Source organism: Mycolicibacter arupensis, from assembly GCF_002086515.1.
GTDB classification, from domain to species: domain Bacteria; phylum Actinomycetota; class Actinomycetes; order Mycobacteriales; family Mycobacteriaceae; genus Mycobacterium; species Mycobacterium arupense.
Genome location: NZ_MVHH01000006.1, coordinates 113246 through 133555 on the forward strand (window position 1 = coordinate 113246; position 20310 = coordinate 133555).

General features: G+C 70.3%; 16 protein-coding genes. 12 read left to right on the plus strand and 4 right to left on the minus strand.

The features are described from left to right. Window positions 1–66 precede the first annotated feature (66 nt). A complete protein-coding gene (gene eccB, locus BST15_RS05145; protein ID WP_083070837.1) occupies window positions 67–1173 on the plus strand; it encodes a type VII secretion protein EccB in 1107 nt (368 codons plus the stop codon). On the opposite strand, the gene mycP is transcribed toward eccB, so the two are convergent. Both mycP and BST15_RS05155 read right to left on the minus strand, forming a co-directional pair. Next, a complete protein-coding gene (gene mycP, locus BST15_RS05150; RefSeq protein ID WP_046189668.1) occupies window positions 1109–2416 on the minus strand; it encodes a type VII secretion-associated serine protease mycosin in 1308 nt (435 codons plus the stop codon). The genes eccB and mycP overlap by 65 nt on opposite strands. Window positions 2417–2420: 4 nt before the next feature. Further along, window positions 2421–3575, minus strand: a complete 1155-nt coding sequence (locus BST15_RS05155; protein WP_165757102.1) for an EsaB/YukD family protein — start codon at window positions 3573–3575, stop codon at window positions 2421–2423. Between the two features lie 114 nt (window positions 3576–3689). Between BST15_RS05155 and eccCb the strand changes: the two genes are divergently transcribed. The 9 genes from eccCb to BST15_RS05200 all read left to right on the plus strand — a co-directional run bounded on the left by eccCb (window position 3690) and on the right by BST15_RS05200 (window position 13591). Continuing rightward, a complete protein-coding gene (gene eccCb / locus BST15_RS05160) occupies window positions 3690–7223 on the plus strand; it encodes a type VII secretion protein EccCb (RefSeq protein ID WP_046191142.1) in 3534 nt (1177 codons plus the stop codon). Next, window positions 7220–8410 carry a type VII secretion-associated protein gene (locus tag BST15_RS05165; RefSeq protein ID WP_046191139.1) on the plus strand — a complete coding sequence of 397 codons (1191 nt, stop codon included), beginning with the start codon at window positions 7220–7222 and terminating at the stop codon, window positions 8408–8410. Before eccCb ends, BST15_RS05165 begins: the two co-directional genes overlap by 4 nt. Window positions 8411–8558: 148 nt before the next feature. Continuing rightward, window positions 8559–8885, plus strand: a complete 327-nt coding sequence (locus tag BST15_RS05170) for a WXG100 family type VII secretion target (protein ID WP_165757103.1) — start codon at window positions 8559–8561, stop codon at window positions 8883–8885. Window positions 8886–8897: 12 nt separating this feature from the next. Beyond that, window positions 8898–9194, plus strand: a complete 297-nt coding sequence (locus BST15_RS05175; protein WP_046191137.1) for a WXG100 family type VII secretion target — start codon at window positions 8898–8900, stop codon at window positions 9192–9194. A 271-nt stretch (window positions 9195–9465) separates the two neighbouring features. Continuing rightward, window positions 9466–9909 carry a 50S ribosomal protein L13 gene (gene rplM, locus BST15_RS05180; RefSeq protein WP_046191136.1) on the plus strand — a complete coding sequence of 148 codons (444 nt, stop codon included), beginning with the start codon at window positions 9466–9468 and terminating at the stop codon, window positions 9907–9909. Further along, window positions 9906–10409: a 30S ribosomal protein S9 gene (rpsI, locus tag BST15_RS05185; protein ID WP_046191135.1), complete on the plus strand. Its 504-nt coding sequence runs from the start codon at window positions 9906–9908 to the stop codon at window positions 10407–10409. The genes rplM and rpsI overlap by 4 nt, the downstream gene beginning before the upstream one ends. 145 nt (window positions 10410–10554) lie before the next feature. Beyond that, window positions 10555–11886 (plus strand): phosphoglucosamine mutase, encoded by a 1332-nt coding sequence (glmM, locus tag BST15_RS05190; protein WP_046191134.1) that lies wholly within the window; start codon window positions 10555–10557, stop codon window positions 11884–11886. Window positions 11887–11937: 51 nt separating this feature from the next. After that, window positions 11938–12240, plus strand: a complete 303-nt coding sequence (locus BST15_RS05195) for a type VII secretion target (RefSeq protein WP_046191133.1) — start codon at window positions 11938–11940, stop codon at window positions 12238–12240. Window position 12241: 1 nt separating this feature from the next. Beyond that, window positions 12242–13591: a hypothetical protein gene (locus tag BST15_RS05200; protein ID WP_083070838.1), complete on the plus strand. Its 1350-nt coding sequence runs from the start codon at window positions 12242–12244 to the stop codon at window positions 13589–13591. Between the two features lie 8 nt (window positions 13592–13599). On the opposite strand, the gene BST15_RS05205 is transcribed toward BST15_RS05200, so the two are convergent. Beyond that, the gene (locus BST15_RS05205; protein WP_046191324.1) at window positions 13600–15423 is read right to left on the minus strand and encodes a fatty acyl-AMP ligase; all 1824 of its coding nucleotides are present in this window, start codon (window positions 15421–15423) and stop codon (window positions 13600–13602) included. A gap of 66 nt (window positions 15424–15489) precedes the next feature. Next, window positions 15490–16533, minus strand: a complete 1044-nt coding sequence (locus tag BST15_RS05210; protein WP_046191323.1) for an LLM class F420-dependent oxidoreductase — start codon at window positions 16531–16533, stop codon at window positions 15490–15492. Between the two features lie 277 nt (window positions 16534–16810). Between BST15_RS05210 and gjpA the strand changes: the two genes are divergently transcribed. Together gjpA and BST15_RS23015 are read left to right on the plus strand one after the other, a co-directional pair. Next, on the plus strand, window positions 16811–17959 hold the full coding sequence (gjpA, locus tag BST15_RS05215; protein WP_046191322.1) for an outer membrane porin GjpA: 1149 nt from the start codon (window positions 16811–16813) through the stop codon (window positions 17957–17959). A gap of 84 nt (window positions 17960–18043) precedes the next feature. Further along, window positions 18044–20310, plus strand: a 2267-nt coding sequence (locus tag BST15_RS23015; protein WP_133053192.1) for a PGRS repeat-containing protein, incomplete at its 3' end; no start/stop codon positions are given.

A 20310-nucleotide genomic window follows, 5' to 3' on the forward strand; every position in this document is an offset into this window, starting at 1 on the left:
CGATACCGTCTGCCCTGTGGATGGCTGCATGCGGCCTTCCCGGTCTGACCAATAGCGTGAGCCGATATGCCCGGGCGATCGACGACGCAGCTTCAGCTCAGCGCGCACCGATTCCTGGCCCGCCGGATGGACCGGGCGCTGCGGTGCGGACTGGCGATGGGAGCCCCCGTCCCCGGTCGGGCCGCCCTGGGCCTGGGGTGGCTGCTCAGCACGGTGCTGATCGCCGCGATGGTGGTGCTGGCCGTTCTCCGGCCGCAGCAGGGCCTCGGCGACGCACCCATCGTGGTGGATCGTGCGACCGGCGCGCTCTATGTCCGAATCGGCGACACGGTGCATCCGGTGTTCAACATCGCCTCGGCGCGGCTGATCGCCGGTGCGGCCGATCCGCGACCCGTGGACGGTAGCGCGGTCGGCCGGGTACGGCGAGGGCCGCCGCTGGGAATTCCGGGTGCGCCCGGCGCGCTCGGCGCGGCCCTGCCGGGCGATGCGACGTGGTCACTGTGCGAAGACTCGGACGGTGCCACCCTCATCGTCGGCGTCGATCCGCTGCAGGAGGCTCGCCTCGACCCCCAGCACGCGATACTGGTCAGCTCCGAATCCGGGTCGACCTATCTGCTCCGCGACGGACGCCGGGTCGCCGTCGACGCGGACGACCCATTGCTGGACTCCGCTGTGCCGCGACGTGTCTCCGCCCTGCTGCTCAATGTGATCCCCGAAGTCCGGCTCGCGCGATCGGGAAATCCGGCGGACGCCCCTGAGGCGGGCCCTGGCCCGGCCACGCTGTGTGCCCACTGGCGTGTCGACGACCCGGCCGGAATCACCCTGTCGAGCGGGGTGCGCCTTCCGGCGGGGGAGGTGCCGACAGTGTTGGCCCACGCGGACGGGCCGGGCCCCGCCCTGGACGGGGTGTATCTGCCCGCCGGCCACAGCGCCTACGTGCGTGCGGTCGACTCCGCCGGTCACCCCGGCGGCGTCGATTACCTGATCGCCGACAGTGGGGTGCGGTTCACCGTGGACGACGCAGGTGCGGCGCGCAGTCTCGGGCTGCCCGCTGTCGCGGCGGGGGCGCCGTGGTCGATGCTGAGCGGACTGCCGGCCGGCCCGCGGCTCAGTCGGGACCAAGCGCTGCAAGGCCGCGACGGCGCTGCCGGCCCCACAGTGCCCGGCCGATGACGGCTGCCATGAGCAAGGTCAACAGCACCGCGGTACCGAGGATCGCGGTACCCAACCCGGCGGGCACAGCGCCGGCTGTCGGCTCCGGGGCCGGCTCAGGACTGAGCGGCGGTGCGGCGGGCGGGGACGGCTCTCGGGAGGAGGAAACGTCAAAAGTCAGCGCCGCCACAGGATCCACCGGGCCGGCGCCGACGGCATCATCGCGTCCACCCGGTGGGTGGTGGGCGGTGGCTTTGATGCGGTCCATCACCTGCCGCGGCGTCCACTGGGGGAACCTCGAGCGGATCAGCGCCGCCAGACCGCTGACCACCGGTGCGGCGAAACTGGTGCCGCGCAGTGTCACGCCGCCAAGGCTGTCTGCCAGTGCGTCGCCGACGGTGCTCAACGAGAGCACCGATTCGCCGGGAGCGGCCACGTCGACCCACGGCCCGGGCAGGGTGAACGCCGACGCGGCGCCGCGGGCATCCACCGAGGCGACGGTCAGCACGTAGTCGTCGTACCAGGCCGGAGTGACGATCATGGGACCGTCTGCGTCGCAGCCCTCTTCGGTATTACCCGCTGCGGCGACAACCACGCTGTTCTTGACCTCAACCGCATACGCCAGGGCGGCGCCCAGCGCGCGGTCGTCGAGTCCCGAACCCGCGGGCCGGCAAGCCACCGCGGAGATGTTGATCACCGACGCGCCCAGGTCAGCTGCGGTCCGCACCGCCCGGGCCAGGGTGTCGACGTCACCGATGCCGCGAGCATCGCCGACCCCGGCGAATCTTGCGCTGGATGCGCGGATGCCGATCACGGTGGCCAGCGGCGCCACGCCGCCGAATCGATCCGTTGCGGGATCGGTTGCCGCCGCGATGATTCCGGCGACCAGCGTGCCGTGCCCGTCGCAATCGCGGGTTCCGTCACCGCTGGACACGTAATCGCCGCCACCGATCAGGCCGGGCAGCCGCCGGTGTGCGGCAACACCGGTATCGATCACCGCGACCCGTTGGCCCGCGCCACGGGTCAGCGCCCAGGCCGCGGCCAGATCCAGACCGTCCAGCTGGGTCGGCGACCCGCCCGCACTCAACGAGCCGACCGTGCACACTTCCCTCTGCACCGTGGGGCGGGCCGGCGCAGCCGGCGCCGGCGCAGGCAGCAGACTGCTGTCGACCGGCGGCGGTGCGACCGCGTTGGCCGGGGGTGCACCCGTAGCGGCGAGGACCGACGCGACGGCAACCAGCCGAGCGAAGCGGGCACGCGGCATCCGCTCAACCCAGGCTCAGCCCGCGGGCAGCGCCGTACACCCCGCACAGCCAGCACGCCAGCGGCACCAAGGCGCCGAGCGTCAGGGCCTCCAACACCTCGGCGCCGCGCCGGATCAGCGGCGGCTCGATCGGATCGGCAAAGCCCAGGCCCAATGCGGCCGCTCCCAGCGCCCCGGCCAGCGCCGCAGGCCAATAGCCGGTCGGGTGGTGAGCAGCGCCGAGCAGACCGATCGCCAACGTCGCGGTGCCGCCGGCGATCAGCGACGCGATCTGAACACCGTCGGCGTGCGAGCGGGCGCGCAGCGCCACCGCCACCCCGGCAGTGCAGGCGAAGACTGCGCCGACCAGCTGGGGTGCCCCGGTGGAGGGCGCTGCGGCGACCACCGCCGCGGCACCCAGAAACACCAATGCCGTAGCCGCCGCCACCACTCCCGTCAGAAGTTCATGGGCCCTTGCCGCCTGCGACGCCGCCCGATGGGATAACCCGGTGACGACGGCCGCCACTCTGTCCGCGGCGCGAATCATGCCGACTCCGGCGACAACCCCCGCGGCGCCCGCCCGGGCCGGTGCGATGCCCGTCGCCGCGACAGCCATACCGGCGACCGCGCTCAGCAGCGCCAGCCCGGCCAGGCAACAGAGGATCATGCGCACCACCCGGGTGCAACCACAGGGTGGAACGGCCATCAAGGCCACCGCCCCAGCTGCCGCCACCGCCATCAGCACGTTCGGGGCGCCGGGACCGCCGGGTATGGCCACGAATCCCGCAGCGCCGGCCAGCCCGGACGCGCTCAGCGCGGCGGTGAGCCGGCGTTCCGGCGGCCCCCACGGGCGCGCGATGGTCCGCACCGCAGCCGCTACCTCCTCGGCCGGATCATCGAATACCACCTGCGGCACCTGAGTCTCGGCGCGGGTCAACAGCAGGGTGCAGCCATCGCGGATGCCTTGTTGGGACAGCGTTTTTCCGCCGTCGAGTACCGCCCGGCCCGGCTCGGCCAGGCGGTACGGGCGTAGCGGCTCCGGGCCGCTCCGGCACGGCATCAGATCGAGCACTGCCGGGATCAGGGTCGCCACCGGAACCTCGGATGGCAACGTCAGATCAGCATGCGCTGAATCGACGTGTACGGCGATCCGGTACAGGCCGGCTTCGTCAATCGGCACGTCGCTGCCCCTTTCGATGTCGGTCGGTCGCACGCTACTGCCCCAGCGGGCGAGGGGATTTCGGCTATCCACAGCTGACTTGCCGGGCGAGTCCGCGCTGCCTACGGTGTGCCGATGACCGGCCCTGCGCCGACAGAGGCTTCCCCTGCACCGCCCGCATGCGGTGACATTGCCGTCGCTGCACCGCCATCGGTGCCGGATGCCGAGACGCGGATGATCCTCACCCGGCTGCTGCCGGCAGCCATGGCGCTGGGCATGCTCGCCGTGACTGTCGTCGCCTATCGCTCTGGCGCGCCGGCCGCGCGCAGCCCGCTCTTCGCGCTGTTTCCGCTGACCATCCTCGCCTCGGCGTTGGCGACGGTGTTCGCCGGGCGAAATCGTTCCTCCGGCAACGGTATCGACGATGACCGCGAGAGCTACCTGGCCCACTTGGCTGCGTTGCGGGAAGTGCTGGCCGACAGCGCGATCGCCCAGCGCGCCTGGGCGCGGTGGACACATCCGGATCCCGGTGCGCTCTGGCTGCTGGCCGACGGGTCCCGAAGGTGGGAACGCGGGCTCGGCGACGCCGAGTTCGGGTCGGTTCGGGTAGGAATCGGTTCGGTCACGCCGATCCGTCGGTTGGTGGCGCCTGCGCTGGATTCGGTACGCCGCGTCGATCCCATCACCGACGGCGCACTGCGCCGCTTCCTAGCCGCCCACGCCGCGGTGCCGGATGTCCCGATCGCGCTGACGGTGCTGGGTCCTACGCCGCTCTTGCTGGAAGGCGACACCGAGCGGGCGCGGGGACTGCTGCGCGCGCTCGTCTGTCAGCTCGCCGTGCTGCATGGCCCCGACGCATTACTGATCACGGCCTCAGAAGGCCACCATCCTGGCGACTGGGATTGGTTGAAGTGGCTTCCGCACCATCAGCATCTATTCACATCCGAAACGAGACCGGCGGGCCGACGGGCGGTGGTCATCAGCGACGACGCGTCCGGGCTGCGGATCGGCGAGACCGGCGCCCAAGGCGACGCGCGCCGCCTGCAGGTGAGCGCCGCGGCGCTGCGTGACGCCGAGCGCCACCTTGGCTGCCCGGACTATCTGACCCTGGCGGACGCGGTGGTCTGCGCGCGGCGCCTGGCCGCGCACCGACCGGTCGACCTGGGTGGGACTGCCCGCGGGTGGGCAGACCTCCTGGCGCTCGGTGACCTTGACGAATTCGACCCAACGGCCGGATGGGCGGCTGCGTCCGGGCAACGGCTGTGTGTGCCGATCGGCATGGATGCGCAGGGAGACCCGGTGCAGCTGAACATCAATGAGGCCGCAGAGCAGGGCAGCGGTCCGCACGGGCTGTGTGTCGGTGCCACCGGTTCGGGAAAGTCGGAGTTTCTGCGGACCCTGGTGCTGGGCATGACGGTCCGGCACTCCCCGGAGGAGCTGAACCTGGTGCTGATCGACTTCAAGGGGGGCGCGACCTTTCTCGGATTCGAGCAGGCCAGCCACGTCTGTGCGGTGATCACCAACCTCGGCCAGGAGGCGCCCCTGGTGCAGCGGATGCGCGACGCGCTGGCCGGCGAGGTGCACCGGCGCCAGCAGCAGCTGCGCGACGCCGGGGCGCCCAGCATCGCCGCGTATCGGCAGACGCGTACCGCCCAGCCGCAGCTGCCGGCCCTGCCGGCATTACTGGTGATCGTCGACGAGTTCTCCGAATTGCTGCAGCAGCACCCCGATCTGCTCGACACCTTCGTGGCCATCGGCCGGCTGGGCCGATCCTTGGGAGTGCATCTGTTGCTGGCCAGCCAGCGACTCGAGGAGGGCAGGCTTCGCGGCTTGGAATCGCACCTGTCCTACCGGGTGTGTCTCAAGACGATGTCGGCCGCCGAGTCACGGATCGTGCTGGGCACCAACGAGGCCCACGAGCTGCCCAACACCCCAGGGGTGGGACTCCTGCGTACCGCGGACGGCACCGTGCGGCGATTCCAGACGGCCTACGTCTCCCGGATCTGCGCTCCGGCCCGCAAGGGGCCCGTCGCAGTAAGACCGTTCACCGCCGCGCCGCGGGGTCCCGTCTGGGACGCGACCGGTCCGGGCGGGCGCACCGTCCTGCAGGCCGTGCTGCGGCGATTGGCCGGGCACGGCCCGGCGGCGCGCCAGATATGGCTGCCTCCCCTGGGCGAATCCCCGGCACTGGGAGCACTCATCGATGCCGACCAGCCCGATCTGACGGCTCGGGTGGGAGTCGTCGATCGGCCCTTTGAGCAGCGCCGGAGCGTCTTGGCGCTGCGGTTGGACGGCGCCGCCGGACATGTGGCCGTCGTGGGCGCTCCGCAATCGGGCAAGTCGACCGCGCTGCACACCCTGATCGCCGCGCTGTGTGCCACCCACGACGCGACCCGGGTTGCGTTCTACTGCTTGGACTTCGGTGGTGGGGAGCTGTCGGCGACCCAAACCCTGCCGCATGTCGGGGCGGTCGCCGGTGTGGGGCAACCGGACCTGGTCCGGCGGGTGATCGCCGAGATGGAGGGCATCGTGGTGCGGCGCGAAGCGCAGCGCGCCGGCCGCATTGCGGGCGAGCAGGGTCCGTCACCGGACGTCTTCCTGGTGATCGACGGATGGGCCGCGCTGTGCCGGGAATTCGAGGTGGAGGCCAGGATTGTCGCGCTGGCCGCCCGTGGCCTGTCTTTTCGGGTGCACGTGATGGTGGCCGCGTCGCGGTGGGCCGAGGTGCGGCCGGCCCTGCGGGATCTGATCGGAACGCGCATCGAGCTGCGCCTCGGCGATCCTGCAGAATCTGAACTGGACCACCGCCAGGCCCAGCGGGTGCCGCAGGGACGGCCCGGACGGGGGCTGACGCGCGACGGCATGCACATGCTGTTGGCCCGCCCGCACGGGTGGCAGCCGATGCGGCACCCGGAGGGCGCCGCGGCACCACCGATCCGATTGCTGCCCAACGTCGTGGAGCGGGCCGACTTAGGTGGCGACGCCACGGGCCTGCCGGTTCTGGGCATCGAAGAGCGCGAACTCGGTGTAGTCGCGGTCGATTTCGCCCGCCAGCCCCATCTGCTGATCCTGGGCGATAACGAGTGCGGCAAGACCTCCGTGCTGCGAACACTGTGCCGGGAGCTGGTGCGGACACACCCCGCGGGGCAGGCTCGGCTGCTCGTGGTCGACTACCGGCGCGGCCTGCTGGACGTCGTAGCGCCTGGGCACCTGGCTGGCTATGCGATGTCTCGGGCCGCGCTGTCCACGCTTTTGCCAGGCCTGATCGATCAGCTGGCCGCGCGAACGCCCGGTGCCGACGTCGGCCCTGACCAGTTGCGCGCCGGTTCATGGTGGTCCGGGCCGCAGCTGTATGTAGTGGTCGATGATCACCACCTGGTGGCCGCCGGCGCCGGAAATCCCTTGGCGTCCTTGCTCGAATACCTGCCGCACGCCGGAGAGCTCGGGCTGCACCTCATCGTCGCCTGCCGTGGCGGGGGAGCGGCCCGGTCCATCTATGAGCCGCTGCTGACCGCACTGACTGATGTGGGCGCTATGACGCTGATGATGGGTAGCGCCATGGAGAGTGCCTGGGGTTCGGCGCGGCCCGCCGCCCTGCCGCCCGGGCGTGGCACTCTGGTCACCCGTGCCGACGGGGAGCGGCTCGTCCAAGTGGCGTGGGAACCATGAGCACCGGGCACCGCGCGGTGATCGAGGCCGGGCCCGCAACCATTCGCCGGCGATGCTGCGAGGATGCCGAGTCAGCTTATGCCGCAGCGGCGCTGGAGTGGATCGATGACCCGATCGGATTGGCCGACGGCCAACCGTTTTCCGTGCCAGAGATGCTCGGAGATCTGCTGGACTGCGCGTTGTGGGTCGAGTCAGTCGAACTCATCCACCCGTCATGGTGGCCGGACCGAAGGGTTCAGCTGTTGGCTGCCGCGGCGGGCGGGCAGGATCGCGAGGTGGTCACCCGATCGCGGGCAGCGGTGCTGGCCAGCGCCTCGCGCGCCACGGTGGTCGTGGAGATCGCCGCCGGCCTGGTGGCCGTGACCGCATCCGCCGGCGCCGACGTCGTCGCCGAACCGCGCACCGGTGCTCCCGGCGAGGTCGCCGACGCGGTGGCGGAGCAGACACGAGCGGCGGTACGGCGCCATCCCGGCGCCGTCGTGATCGACGCGCCGGCCGGGATCGACGGGGCCGGGGTCCTGTCGGCGCTGATCGAGCAGCGGCTGCCCCCGGAGCTACCGGTGACCGTCGTCGATCAGTTACCGCCTATCCGGGGCAGTTTCGAGGCGCCCATCGCCGAACCAGCCGTCGCCGAACCGGCCGTCGCCGGTCGCCGGAGACGAGGTGCGTCGGCATCCGTGGTTGGCGCCGCCCTTGCCCTGGCACTGGCGCTTGTGCCGCGACACGACGCGCGGACGGACACCGCTGCCCCGGTGACCTACCTGGTGGAAAGTCGCGTAGCGGTGCAAGTTCCGGAAGGCTGGGTGACGAGACGAGTGAGTGACGGGCCAGGTTCGCCCCGAGTCGAGGTGGTCTCACCCACCGCCCCGCAGCTGGTGCTCCATATCACCCAAGCGCCAGCCGTCGGCGACACGCTGACGGCGATCGCGGAACCACTGCAGCGGGCCCTGCGACGTGCGGACGCCGAGATGCCCGGAGTATTCGTCGGTTTCGATGCGGCAGGGATCAGCGCTGGGCGGCCCGCGGTGACCTACCAGGAGGTTCGCGACGGACGTCACGTCGACTGGGCGATTGTGGTCGATCGTGGCGTGCGCATCGGTATCGGGTGCCAGAGCGAACCGGCAGGCCAGGCGACCTTACGGGAGGCCTGCGAGGCGGCGGTGCGGTCCGCACACGCCGTCAGCTGAGGCCGGTGTGTAGGTCGCATCCGATACCCGATCAGTGATCGACGACCGTGTCCCCTGTTGGCTCGGTCGCCTTCGGCAACGGGAGGGAACCGGACGCGGCCTGATGCCGTCGAACCTCATATCAGTCATAGACCGATTTGGGGGAGATGTGACCACACCGGCAGGTACCACCACGCTGCACGCCGACTTCGACGCCATGCACGCCATTGCAGCGGCCATCGATGCCGGGAACAGCGAGATCCGGGGCATGCTGCAGGGGTTCATCGGACGAATTCGGGCCGTACCGCCGTCGGTGTGGTCGGGCCTGGCGGCCGCCCGGTTCCACGATGTCTTGGACCGCTGGAACACCGAGGCGCTCAACCTGCATCACGCCCTGGCGCATATCGCCGACACCATCCGCGCTAACGAACGGGTGCTGCGCGAAGTGGCCGAGGCCCACTCGCACCACATCGCCGCCGCCGGCGACGGAATCTGAGCGGCCCGCGATATGGACGCCGCGCTGTCCTACAACTTCGACGAGATCGACTGCGCCATCCGCCAGGAGATCCATGCCACCGCCACCCGGCTCAGCACCGCGCTGGCAGAACTGCGGTCCCAGATCGCACCGTTGCAGCAGGTCTGGACCCGTGAGGCGGCCGAGGCCTACCACGCTGAACAGCTCCGATGGCATCAGGCTGTCAGCGCGCTGAACCAGATCCTGGTGCAGCTGGGCAACGCGGTTCGTGACGGCGCGGCGGACGTCGCCGACGCCGACCGGCGTGCCGCGGGAGCTTGGGGGAGGTAGGAGAGGCCACCCCCACACGGTGTGGCCCCGACGGAAGGAGAGCCGACGGGGCCACACCGGCTCGCTGCTGGGGTGACGCCGTTTTGACCTGCCCGGATCGCCGCCGGTAGGCTGCTCCGTTGGCGTGCGGTGCCTGCGGGCACAGCGGGTCCTCGGGTCACTGTCGGTCGCCGAGAACCACCCGCCGTACACGCCAGACCGACACCCGGCTTGCACCGGGATCCGCAAGAACCGGGAACACCCGGCTCGAGTAAAAGAAGAGGTAAGCGCTGTGCCCACCTATGCGCCGAAGGCGGGTGACACCACGCGTTCGTGGTATGTCATCGACGCCACCGACGTGGTGCTCGGCCGGCTCGCCGTTGCGGCAGCAACCCTGCTGCGCGGCAAGCACAAGCCGACATTCGCACCGAACGTTGACGGCGGTGACTTCGTCATCATCATCAACGCCGACAAGGTCGCCATCAGTGGCGACAAACTGCAGAAGAAGATGGCTTACCGCCACTCGGGCTACCCGGGCGGACTGCGCAAGCGCAGCATCGGTGAGCTGATGGAGACCCGTCCCGACCGTGTCGTGGAGAAGGCCATCCTCGGGATGATCCCCCACACCAAGCTGGGCCGTCAGATCCAGCGCAAGCTGCACGTCTACGCCGGGCCGGTGCACCCGCACACCGCCCAGCAGCCGATCCCGTTCGAAATCAAGCAGGTGGCGCAATGACCGAGACCGCATTCGAAGGTGCTGAGGCGCCCGAGGTCGACGAAACCGTCGAGGTCGTCGAGACCGCAGAGTTCCACGAGGATGTCGCCCCGGCCTACGAGCCGCACGACCTTGGTCGTCCCATCCAGACCGTCGGCCGCCGCAAGGAGGCCGTGGTGCGGGTGCGCCTGGTGCCCGGCACCGGCAAGTTCGACCTGGACGGGCGCACCCTGGAGGCCTATTTCCCGAACAAGGTGCACCAGCAGCTGATCAAGGCGCCGCTGGTGACCGTGGACCGGGTGGACGCCTTCGACGTGTACGCCCACCTCGACGGTGGCGGCCCGTCCGGCCAGGCCGGCGCGTTGCGGCTGGCCCTGGCTCGCGCACTGATCCTGGTCCAGCCCGAAGACCGTCCGGCGCTGAAGAAGGCCGGCTTCCTGACTCGTGACCCGCGGGCCACCGAGCGCAAGAAGTACGGTCTCAAGAAGGCCCGCAAGGCCCCGCAGTACAGCAAGCGCTGATCTGCGATTGCACTCTGGCAGCGAGTTGGGGGCGCCTTCCGCACGCGGAAGGTGCCCCCGGCTTGCGTTTGAGGGTGCGCGTTCCCGGCCCGACACCGGCGTGTCGGGCCGCCCGCGTGCACGCTCGCGGCGATAAAGGATAGTTATGGGTCGACTTTTCGGCACCGACGGCGTCCGCGGGGTCGCCAACCGCGAATTGACCGTCGAGCTGGCGGTTGCGTTGGGCGGCGCGGCGGCACAGCGGCTGTCCTCCGGCGCCGGGCGCCGCATTGCCGTTGTGGGCCGTGACCCGCGGGCCAGCGGCGAAATGCTGGAGGCCGCGGTGATCGCCGGCCTGACCAGCCAGGGCGTTGACGCGCTGCGCACCGGCGTGCTGCCGACACCGGCGGTGGCGTACCTGACCGCCGCCTATGAAGCCGACTTCGGCGTGATGATCTCCGCCTCGCACAATCCGATGCCCGACAACGGCATCAAATTCTTCGGCCCCGGTGGCCACAAGCTCGACGACGCCACCGAAGACCAGATCGAAGACCTGGTGGCCGCCGGCCCCGGTCTGCGACCGATCGGGGCCGACCTGGGCCGGGTGGTCGACGCCGCCGATGCCCTGGACCGCTACTTGAGGCACCTCAGCGATACCCACCCCACCCGGCTGGACGGGTTGACCGTGGTGGTAGACTGCGCTCACGGCGCGGCCTTCGAGGCGGCGCCACGGGCCTACCAGGCAGCCGGTGCCACGGTGATTGCGATCAACGCCGACCCCGATGGGCTCAACATCAACGACGGCTGTGGCTCGACACACCTGGAACCGTTGCGTGACGCGGTGCGCCACCATGGCGCTGATCTGGGCCTGGCCCACGACGGGGACGCCGACCGATGCCTGGCCGTCGATGCCGAAGGCAACGTGATCGACGGCGACGCCATCATGGTCGTGTTGGCGCTGGCCATGCGTGACTCCGGCGAGCTGGCCGCCGACACCCTGGTGGCCACCGTCATGAGCAATCTCGGACTGCACCTGGCGATGCGCGAGGCCGGGGTTGCGGTGCACACCACCGACGTCGGCGACCGCTACGTCCTGGAGCAACTGCGGGCCGGGGGCTTCACCCTCGGTGGTGAGCAATCCGGTCACATCGTGCTGCCCCAGGTGGCGACCACCGGCGACGGCATCATCACCGGCCTGCGCCTGATGGCGCGGATGGCGCAGACCGGCACGGGGCTGGCGGCACTGGCCGCGGCTATGCGCACGCTGCCCCAAGTTCTGATCAATGTCGAGGTCACCGACAAGGCAGAAGCAGTGGGCCATTCGGCGGTCCGAGATGCGGTGCTCAGAGCCACCGAAGAGCTCGGCGACACCGGGCGAATTCTGTTGCGCCCATCGGGAACCGAGCAGCTTGTCCGGGTCATGGTTGAGGCCTCCGACGAGCAGACGGCGCGCCGGATCGCGGGCGACGTAGCCGATGCGGTGCGCGCCCGGCGCTGAACCTCGGTCGCATCGAGGGAACCTCGCTGGTCTGGGCGGCGTCTTACCCGTATGGGAAGACAACAGCTCCACCTCGACGAATCCGCGTTGCTCGCGGTCGCGGACAGTTACGACGCGACCGCGGCGGAGATCGCGGACGCATGCCGGATCCGTTTGGGCGCCTTGGTATTCGACGGCACAGTCGCCGGACGTGACCATGTGAGATCGGGGGAGGCGCTGCGCCGTGCGCTGCAGGCGTGGGGGCCGGAGCTGCTGCGCTGGTCGCGGGCCGGCACCGAGGTCGCCACGGCGTTGCGCATCGGGCTGGCGCGCTACGGGCAGGCAGTGTCCGCCGCGGCCGAGCGACTGGGCTGACGTGGCCCGCAGCCTCGACGTCTCCGCGCGGCTGACCGAGGGGCGTGAGGCGATCGCCCATACTCAGGCCTACGTATCGGCGTGCCATCGGCTGGGATACCGGCAACCCGGACTGACTGACTATGACGGCCAGCTCGCCGAGCAGTTTGACAGTGAGGCCGGCCTGGACCTGGAACTGCTCGACGCTGACTGCGCCGCGCTGGCCGCGTTGGCCGACGTCGCCGAGGAGAACCTGCGCATCCAGTGTCGGCAGTTGGTGGAGCTCGCCGCGGCCTGGCGCGGTCCGGGCGCCGAGGCGGCGGCGGAGTTCCTGCGTCGTCACTGCGCGGCCGCCGAGCGACTGACGGTGCGGTTGCGCGCCGCGGCCACCGTCTGCGGGGCGCTGCGCGATGACCTGTGGCGCTGGGTTGACGCCAAGGTCACCGCGGTGGTGCGCCTCGATGACCGAGTGGGTGCCCAGCGCCCGGCGTGGTTGGCGGCGGCGCGTGCGATCAGCTCCGGCGCCGATGACACAGAAGCCGCCACGGTCATCGAACACCAGGTGATGCCCTACGTGGACAACGACGTTCGCGATGTGTGGCCGGCCGCGATGCGGTCGGCGAGCGAGGGAATCAGCGCTGCCTATGACGCCGCGATCGCGGCGGCCGGACCAGGAGCGGGCGTGGTTTTCGCGACACCGGCCGACCTCGACCCGGTGATCCGGCCTGACCTGACGGGCGCCGTTGCACCGTTTCCGGTTGTGCCCATCACCGGCCCCGTAGACGGTCCGCCGGCACCCCTGCCGCAGGTGGTGCCCGCCGCGCCGGCGAAGGCGGTGGTGGGCGCTGCGCCGGCCGGGCTGCTCGACGGTGAGCCCAGTCCCGGGCTCCCGGGGGCCTCCGGCCTGGCCGACGGCCTCGGTCTGCCCGACGGCCTGGGTCTGCCCTCGGCAGCAGTGCCGTCCGGCGGTGGGCTCGGTGGGCTGGCTGGACTGGCCGGGCTGGTCCCACGGCTCATCGACGCGCTCGGCGAATCCGGTGCCGGGCAGCAGTTCGCCGAGCCGTTCGAGGAGGGTGGCCGGGGCGAGGACGATCCCGCCGACTCCGACGAGCCTGACGAGCCTGACGAGCCCGCGCCGGACTCCGAACCCGACGCGGGCGGTGCCGAGCAGGAGCCTGACGCCGTGGCGCCGGCAACACGTGACCCTGTCGGCGACGCTGCGCCGGAGTCAGCAGCGGTGGCCGAGGAGCCCGGACCGGGATTCGGCGCCGGAGAAACCGAGGCCGAAGCGACTGCGGAGTCGACGCAGGCCATGCCGAGCAGAACGCCGTGCGAGATCGCCGCCGAGCAACTGCCTCAGGTGGGATCCTGACGCCTACATCACCCCTGCCGGGCCCCCCAGGACTGCAGCTGCGCGACGATCTTGGCAGCGGACTCCAGTTCCTCCTGGGTCAGCTCGCGAGTCGGCATGCGCCAATGGGTGATGGTCGAGAGTCTCCCCTCGTAGAAGTGTTGCTTGGTCAGGCCACGCTGGATCTTGCCGCTGGAGGTGGTGGGCAGCGACACGTGGTACACCAGCACGATGGCGTCGGGGGCGATCCCGTGGTGGGTTGCCACCGCCAGTCGGATCGCCTCGATGACCGCGTCCAGGTCCGTCTCGGCTGTGCGTGCGCTGTCCACTTCGTGGACCACGACCAGCTCCTCCACGCCGCCCGGGGGCGCGTCGGTCGCGAAGACCGCGCCGCGGCCCGAAACCAATATCGGGTCACATTCCTGCACGGTGAATTCGATGTCGTTCGGGTAGTAGCGGTGCCCGTCGATCTCCACCAGGTCTTTGCAGCGTCCGGTGGTGAAAATTTCACCGGCGCAGAGGAACCCGAGGTCTCCGGTCCGCAGAAATGGTCCGCGATTCGGGTCTCCCGGCTCGGCAAGGATCGCCCCGAAGGCCTGTGCCGTCTCTTCGGGTCGCTGCCAATAGCCCTGGGCGACATTGGGCCCCGCGACCCAGATCTCGCCGATCTGGTCGGAGTCGCAGGGTTTGCGGGTCACCGGGTCCACGATCACCAGGTCCGCCTGGCGGGGTTGGCCGCACCCCACGAACGTCGCGGCGGCGGGGTCATCCGGCGACACATCGACGATGCGGTCCTGCTCCAGAGCGACGCGGTCGAGGTAGCGAACCCCCGGCATCCCGGTGGGGCATCCGGCCGAAACCTGCAAAGTGGCCTCGGCAAGTCCATACACCGGATAGCACGACGACAGTTGGAAACCGGCCGGCGCGAAGGCGTCGGCGAAGGCTGCCAGCGAGGTGGCGCGCACCGACTCGGCGCCATTCATCGCCACGGTAAGGCACGAAAGGTCCAGTGCGGCGCGCTCTTCGGGAGTGCTGGTCTCTACACATCGGTCGTAGGCGAAGTTCGGCGCCGCGGTGATCACGCCGCGGTGGGCCGACACCAACTCCAGCCAGCGCATCGGGCGTTTGATGAACGCCGTGGGTGACATCAACGCCGTGCTGGCCCCGATGTAAACCATGGACAAGATCCCGCCGATGAGGCCCAGGTCGTGGTGCGGCGGCAACCAGAAGACTCCCCGGGCCTCTTCGTTGCCGTTCCACGCCTGCCGGATCGCGTCGACGTTGTGCAGGATGTTGCCGTGGGTCAGCAACACGCCCTTGGGTGAGCGGGTCGATCCCGACGTGTATTGGATCGCGGCCGGCGAGTCGGTGGCGATGTCGGGGGCGACCCAGGCGTCGGGGTCAGCACCGGCATCGGTGAAGAACCACTGCTCGGGCTCGCCGGGAATCCCGGCGACCGCGGCCCGGGTCGCCTCGCGCGTCTCGGCCGCGGTGAGCGCGAACCGGGCCTGGGCATCAGGTACCACCACCGCTAAACGCGGAGCGAGCTTCTGGTGCACCGGCACGGCCACGGCGCCCGCGTACAGGCAGCCGAAAAACCCGGCGATGAAGTCCAGGCCCGGACGGACCAGTACCAGTACCCGCTCGCCGGCCACCTCATACCGCTGCAGGTTCGCCGCGATCGCGCGGGCGCGCCGATCCAGTTCTCGAAAGCTCAGCTCACTGCGGCCTTCGTCGTCCCCGTTGTAGGAGAAGCTGAATGCGACTTTGTCGCCGAGGCGCGCGGCCTGCCGCCCGAGCAGCTCTACCAAAGTTTGAGCGGTGGGGTGGGTCACGGTGGGCGTGAAGTCCATAGGCCCATCTTGACGTGCGACGTGTTCTGGGCCACATCCGGCCCACGCTCGTCCCTGCGGCGCAGGTCAGGTCGGCAGCAGGGTGCGTAGCTCCTCGACGTAGCGCAGCGCCTCGTCGGGCTCGGCGGTCAGTGGGCCGACCAGCAGCGTCGTCACGCCGGCCTCGGCATAGGCGGCCAGTCTTTCGGCCACCAGGCCGCGTGGACCGACCAACGAGGTGTTGCGCACCAGCTCGTCGGGCACGGCGTCGATCGCCTCGGTCTTGCGTCCGGCCAGATACAACTCCTGAATGCGATCGGCGACCTCGCCGAAGCCGTAGCGCGTGGCGAGATTGTGATAGAAGTTGCGCCCCCGGGCGCCCATGCCGCCGATGTACAGCGCCAGTTGCGGCTTGGCCCACGCCAAGCGATCTTCGACGTCATCGCCGATTGCCAGCGACGCGCCAACGATGACGTCCAGCTTGCCCAACGCCGGGTCGCGTTTTGCTGCACCCGCTTTCAGGGAATCGCCCCATACCTCCCGGGCGCGCTCCGGGTAGAAGAACACCGGCTGCCAGCCGTCGGCGATCTCTGCGGTCAGTTCGACGTTCTTGGGCCCCAGTGCGGCGATCGAGATCGGAATCCTGCTCCGCACGGGATGATTGATCAGCTGCAGGGACTTGCCCAGTCCGGTTCCGCGTTCGGCGGGAAGTGGCAGCTGGTAGTGCTTTCCGTCGTAGTTGAGTCGTTCCCGGCGCCACACCGACCGGCAGATCTCCACCACCTCGCGGGTGCGTCCCAGCGGGGCGTCGAACGGTACGCCGTGGAAGCCCTCCACCACCTGGGGCCCGGAGGTGCCCAGCCCCAGCGTGAACCGGCCATCGGACACATAGTCCAGGCCGGCGGCCGTCATCGCGAGCAGGGCCGGTGTGCGGGTGTAGATGGGCAACACCCCGGTGAGCAGCTCGACGCGTGAGGTCTTGGCCGCCAGGTAACCCAACTGGCTGATGGCGTCGAACGAGTAGGCCTCGGCGACCGCGACCACGTCGATCCCGATTCGCTCCATCTCGACGACCAGGCCCACGGCGTCCTTGAATCCACCGGCGTAGGCCAGCTGTGTACCGATTCGCATCCCTCACACTTACCAGGCCCGTTCCGGGTGGCGCGCCGTGTCCGAAAAAGAACTCCTGTCCACTCTCAGGTGAAGATTATGGATGACCAGGACGCTCTCAGAGTTAACGGGCGTTAGCACTAAACTCCCAGGAAAAATATTTGACCGAGTTGCTTGTAACTTATGTTATTCACGGTTAGTGTTCCGTTCGCATCAGTGCGTTAAGCGAGATTTCAGGAGCAACACGGCGGCGCCACCCCCTCAGCGCGCCACCGAGGGCGGCACCTCACCAAAGGAGATGGCTGTGCAGCAAACCCTTCGCCCCTACGTCACCGCCGGTATCGCGATCGTCGGCTGTGGCCTGATCGCCGCGACCCCGGTAGCGGCCCAGCAGGTCGGCGTTCCCACCATCCGCGATGTCGCGCTGACCGCCGGCGGGCTGCCCGACATGCTCGCGCCGTGGACGGCGGTGTACAACCAGGCGGCAGAGAATGCGACCATCCTTGCCCAGAACTACTTCCTGGCCCCCGGGGTGGCATTCCAGCAGATCATGGCCAACCAGTCGCAGTACTGGCAGTCGGTGTTGGACGACCCGTCTACCATCCCGACGGTCATGCAGCAGATCCAGAGCAACCTGGACGCGGTGATGACGGGCTACACGCTGCAGGACGCGTCCGCCGAGACCATCGAGACGGTGAACTTCCACACCCTCAGCGGGTCTGACCTGAACGACTTCGCGCTCGGACACGACCTGCTGTACCAGCTGCTGCCGCAGTTCCTGCCGGCCGACATGGCCGAGTCGGTGACGCCGATCGTGAACTACCTGGCCTCGCCGGCCAGCGCCATCCTCATGGGCTCGATCGGACCGTGGCTGAGCCCGTGGGTCGCGCTGATGAACAGCATCCAAGAGGGCGACAGCTTTGGCCAGATCATGGCCAGCCCGCTCGACGGCTTCCTGAACGGAGCGAAGCTTGACCTGGGCTTCCTGCTGCCGCTGCTCGCCAACTCGGGCCTGCTGCCCGAGGGCACCAACATCACCCACCTGGACTTTGCGTTGGGTGGACTGCTCAGCACCGGATCGGTCGCGGTGGGCCCGTACCAGGTGACCGATCAGGGCGGAGACGTGGTCGACGTTCACGCGGTCGGCGGATCGATCTTCAACAGCCTGGGCATCTCGCTGGAGACCGGGATCCTTCCCGGGGTTCCCCTGGCCATCGAGAGCTACGGGGTGGGCCCGATCGCGGCGATGCAGGCCTGGGGCCAGACGGTCGGTGCGCTGCTCGGCTCCGGCTGGGAGGGCAAGGGACCCATCGAGGTCAGCCCGCCGTGGCCGGGCATCGGCTTCCCGATCGTGCCTGACGACTTCTTCGACGACGGTGGCGCAGGAATGGCAGCGTCCACCGACTTCTTCGGGGACCTGGCAGGGCTGATCGGCTTCGACGCCTGAGCCGGGCCGCCCGTTTGTTCCGAGATTCCGTCACAACTTTCATCACTGCTTTCAAGAACTGCTTCATAGGAGAGGTGTTCGCACATGACTCGTCGTCACAGCAGTAGCCAGACAGGTACCACCGGAGCGCGGTATCGCGGCCGGGTGGTCGGCGCCGCCAGCGCGGTAGGCGCGTTCCTGGCCTTCGGGATGGCCCCGATGGCCGCGGCACCGGCCGCGCACGCCGATTTCGACTTCGACGATTTCTTCGGTGACCTGTTCACGTCGTGGTCGGTACCCGACACCGGCGACAGCGCGTCCACGTGGGACCTCAGTGCGCTGTTCGGTGCGACCGATCCGGGCAGCTCGGCCGCCGACTGGTTCTCCTGGCCCGGGATCATGGACCAGCTGTTCTACGAGCCGCTGAACGGACTCGCCCAGCTCTGGATCACCAACCCGCTGGGCGAAGCGGTCAACGGCATGATCAACCAGTGGTCGGGCCTGTACCTGATCGGTAACGGAGTCGACGGCACCGAGGCCAACCCCGATGGTGGTGACGGCGGCCTGTGGTTCGGCGACGGCGGTGCCGGCTGGAACAGCGACCTCGACGGCGTGGCCGGCGGCGACGGCGGCGCGGCACTGGGCTGGCTGGGTAACGGCGGCGACGGCGGCGACGGCGGTGCCGGTGCTGCCGGTGGCGACGGCGGCGCCGGCGGCTGGTGGATGGGCCACGGTGGTGACGGTGGCGACGGCGGTGACGCGGTGGTTGCGGGTGGCATCGGTGGCGCCGGTGGCGACGGTGGCGCATCGGCCGCCTGGTTCTTCGGCAACGGTGGCGCCGGTGGAGCGGGCGGCGCTGGCATGGAGGGCCTGCTCGGCACTCTGCTCAACGGTGGCACCGGCATCGGTGGCAATGGTGGCGCCGGCGGCGCCGGCGGTGACGGCGGACGCAGCGGCTTCCTGTACGGCGACGGAGGCAGGGGCGGTGCCGGCGGCACTGCGGGCGAGGGTGGCAACGGCACCACGGCGGCCAACAACAACGGCGCAGGTGGCGGCCGCGGTGGCGCCGGTGGTGCAGGTGGCGTCGGTGGCGCCCGCGGCTCGAACTTCTACTCCAGCTCGTTCTTCGGCAGTGCCGGCGTGGGTGGTGACGGAGCCGACGGCGCCAATGGTGGTGCCGGTGGCGATGCGGCCCAGGACGGCAACGGCAACTTCCTCGGCCTTGGGGCGGGAGGTGGTGCCGGTGGCGCCGGCGGCGCCGGTGAGCACGGCGGCAACGGCGGTTCCGGCGGCGTGGCCGGCGATGGCAACAACGGTGGCACGGGCGGCGCCGGCGGTCAGGGCGGTGCGTCGCTGGGAGCCTACGTCGGCGGTGCCGGCGGCAACGGCGGCCTGGGTGGTTTCGGCGCCACAGGCAATGGCGGCGCGGGTGGCAGCGGCGGCACGGGTGGCGACAGTAACTTCGGCGGCGGCATTGGCGGCAACGGCGGGCAAGGTGGCTCCGGTGCGACCAGCGATGCGGAGGTCGCGACCACCGGCGGTGCAGGTGGCTCCGGTGGCGCCGGCGGCAGCAGCAACGCTGGCAATGGGGCAGGCGGTGCCGGCGGTAGCGGCGGCGCGGCCGGTGACGGGACCCTGCGCGGCGGGAACGGCGGCAGTGGCGGCAGTGGCGGCTACAGCAGCGCCGGTAGTGGCGGCAACGGCGGCGACGGCGGCGCCGCCGGCAAGGGGCTGGGCTGGGACGACGGCACCACCATCTGGAGTATCGGCGGCAACGGCGGTGGCGGCGGTTACGGCGGTAGCGCCGGTGGTCCCGCGATCGGCGGCAACGGCGGCACCGGTGCGGCCGGTGCCAGCGGTGCGACCGGTGCGGGTGTGGTCAGCGTCGGCGGCAATGGTGGTAGCGGCGGTGGCGGCGGCAGCACCAGCGGCGGACCCGCCGCAGGCGTGGGCGGCAACGGCGGCGCCGGGGGTAACGGAACCGCTTCCGGTGGTGACGGTGGCGCCGGTGGTAGCGGCGGTGAAGGCTACGCGGGCTTGTCCACCAAGGCCGACGGAGGTGTCGGCGGCAATGGTGGTGCCGGCGGCAACAGCGGCGGCGTCGCCACCCCGGGCGGTGGCCCCAGCGGATTTGGGCCCAGCCACGCCGGAACCGGTGGCGCCGGTGGTGCCGGTGGCAACTCCAACGGCAGCGCCGCCGGCGGTAACGGTGGCAACGGTGGCACCGGTGGTGCCGGGGCAGGCACGGTCGACGGCGGAACCGGCGGCGTGGGCGGCAACGGTGGCGGCGGGGTCACCGCGGGGACCGGTGGCACCGGCGGCGCCGGCGGGACCGCGGCCGCCGGTAACGGTGGCACCGGTGGCGCCGGTGG

Coding starts and splice junctions, on each gene's coding strand:
- eccB (WP_083070837.1), top strand. CDS start 67: ATGCCCGGGCGATCGACGACGCAGCTTCAGCTCAGCGCGCACCGATTC.
- mycP (WP_046189668.1), bottom strand. CDS start 2,416: ATGCCGCGTGCCCGCTTCGCTCGGCTGGTTGCCGTCGCGTCGGTCCTC.
- eccCb (WP_046191142.1), top strand. CDS start 3,690: ATGACCGGCCCTGCGCCGACAGAGGCTTCCCCTGCACCGCCCGCATGC.
- BST15_RS05165 (WP_046191139.1), top strand. CDS start 7,220: ATGAGCACCGGGCACCGCGCGGTGATCGAGGCCGGGCCCGCAACCATT.
- BST15_RS05175 (WP_046191137.1), top strand. CDS start 8,898: ATGGACGCCGCGCTGTCCTACAACTTCGACGAGATCGACTGCGCCATC.
- rpsI (WP_046191135.1), top strand. CDS start 9,906: ATGACCGAGACCGCATTCGAAGGTGCTGAGGCGCCCGAGGTCGACGAA.
- glmM (WP_046191134.1), top strand. CDS start 10,555: ATGGGTCGACTTTTCGGCACCGACGGCGTCCGCGGGGTCGCCAACCGC.
- BST15_RS05195 (WP_046191133.1), top strand. CDS start 11,938: ATGGGAAGACAACAGCTCCACCTCGACGAATCCGCGTTGCTCGCGGTC.
- BST15_RS05205 (WP_046191324.1), bottom strand. CDS start 15,423: ATGGACTTCACGCCCACCGTGACCCACCCCACCGCTCAAACTTTGGTA.
- BST15_RS05210 (WP_046191323.1), bottom strand. CDS start 16,533: ATGCGAATCGGTACACAGCTGGCCTACGCCGGTGGATTCAAGGACGCC.
- gjpA (WP_046191322.1), top strand. CDS start 16,811: ATGGCTGTGCAGCAAACCCTTCGCCCCTACGTCACCGCCGGTATCGCG.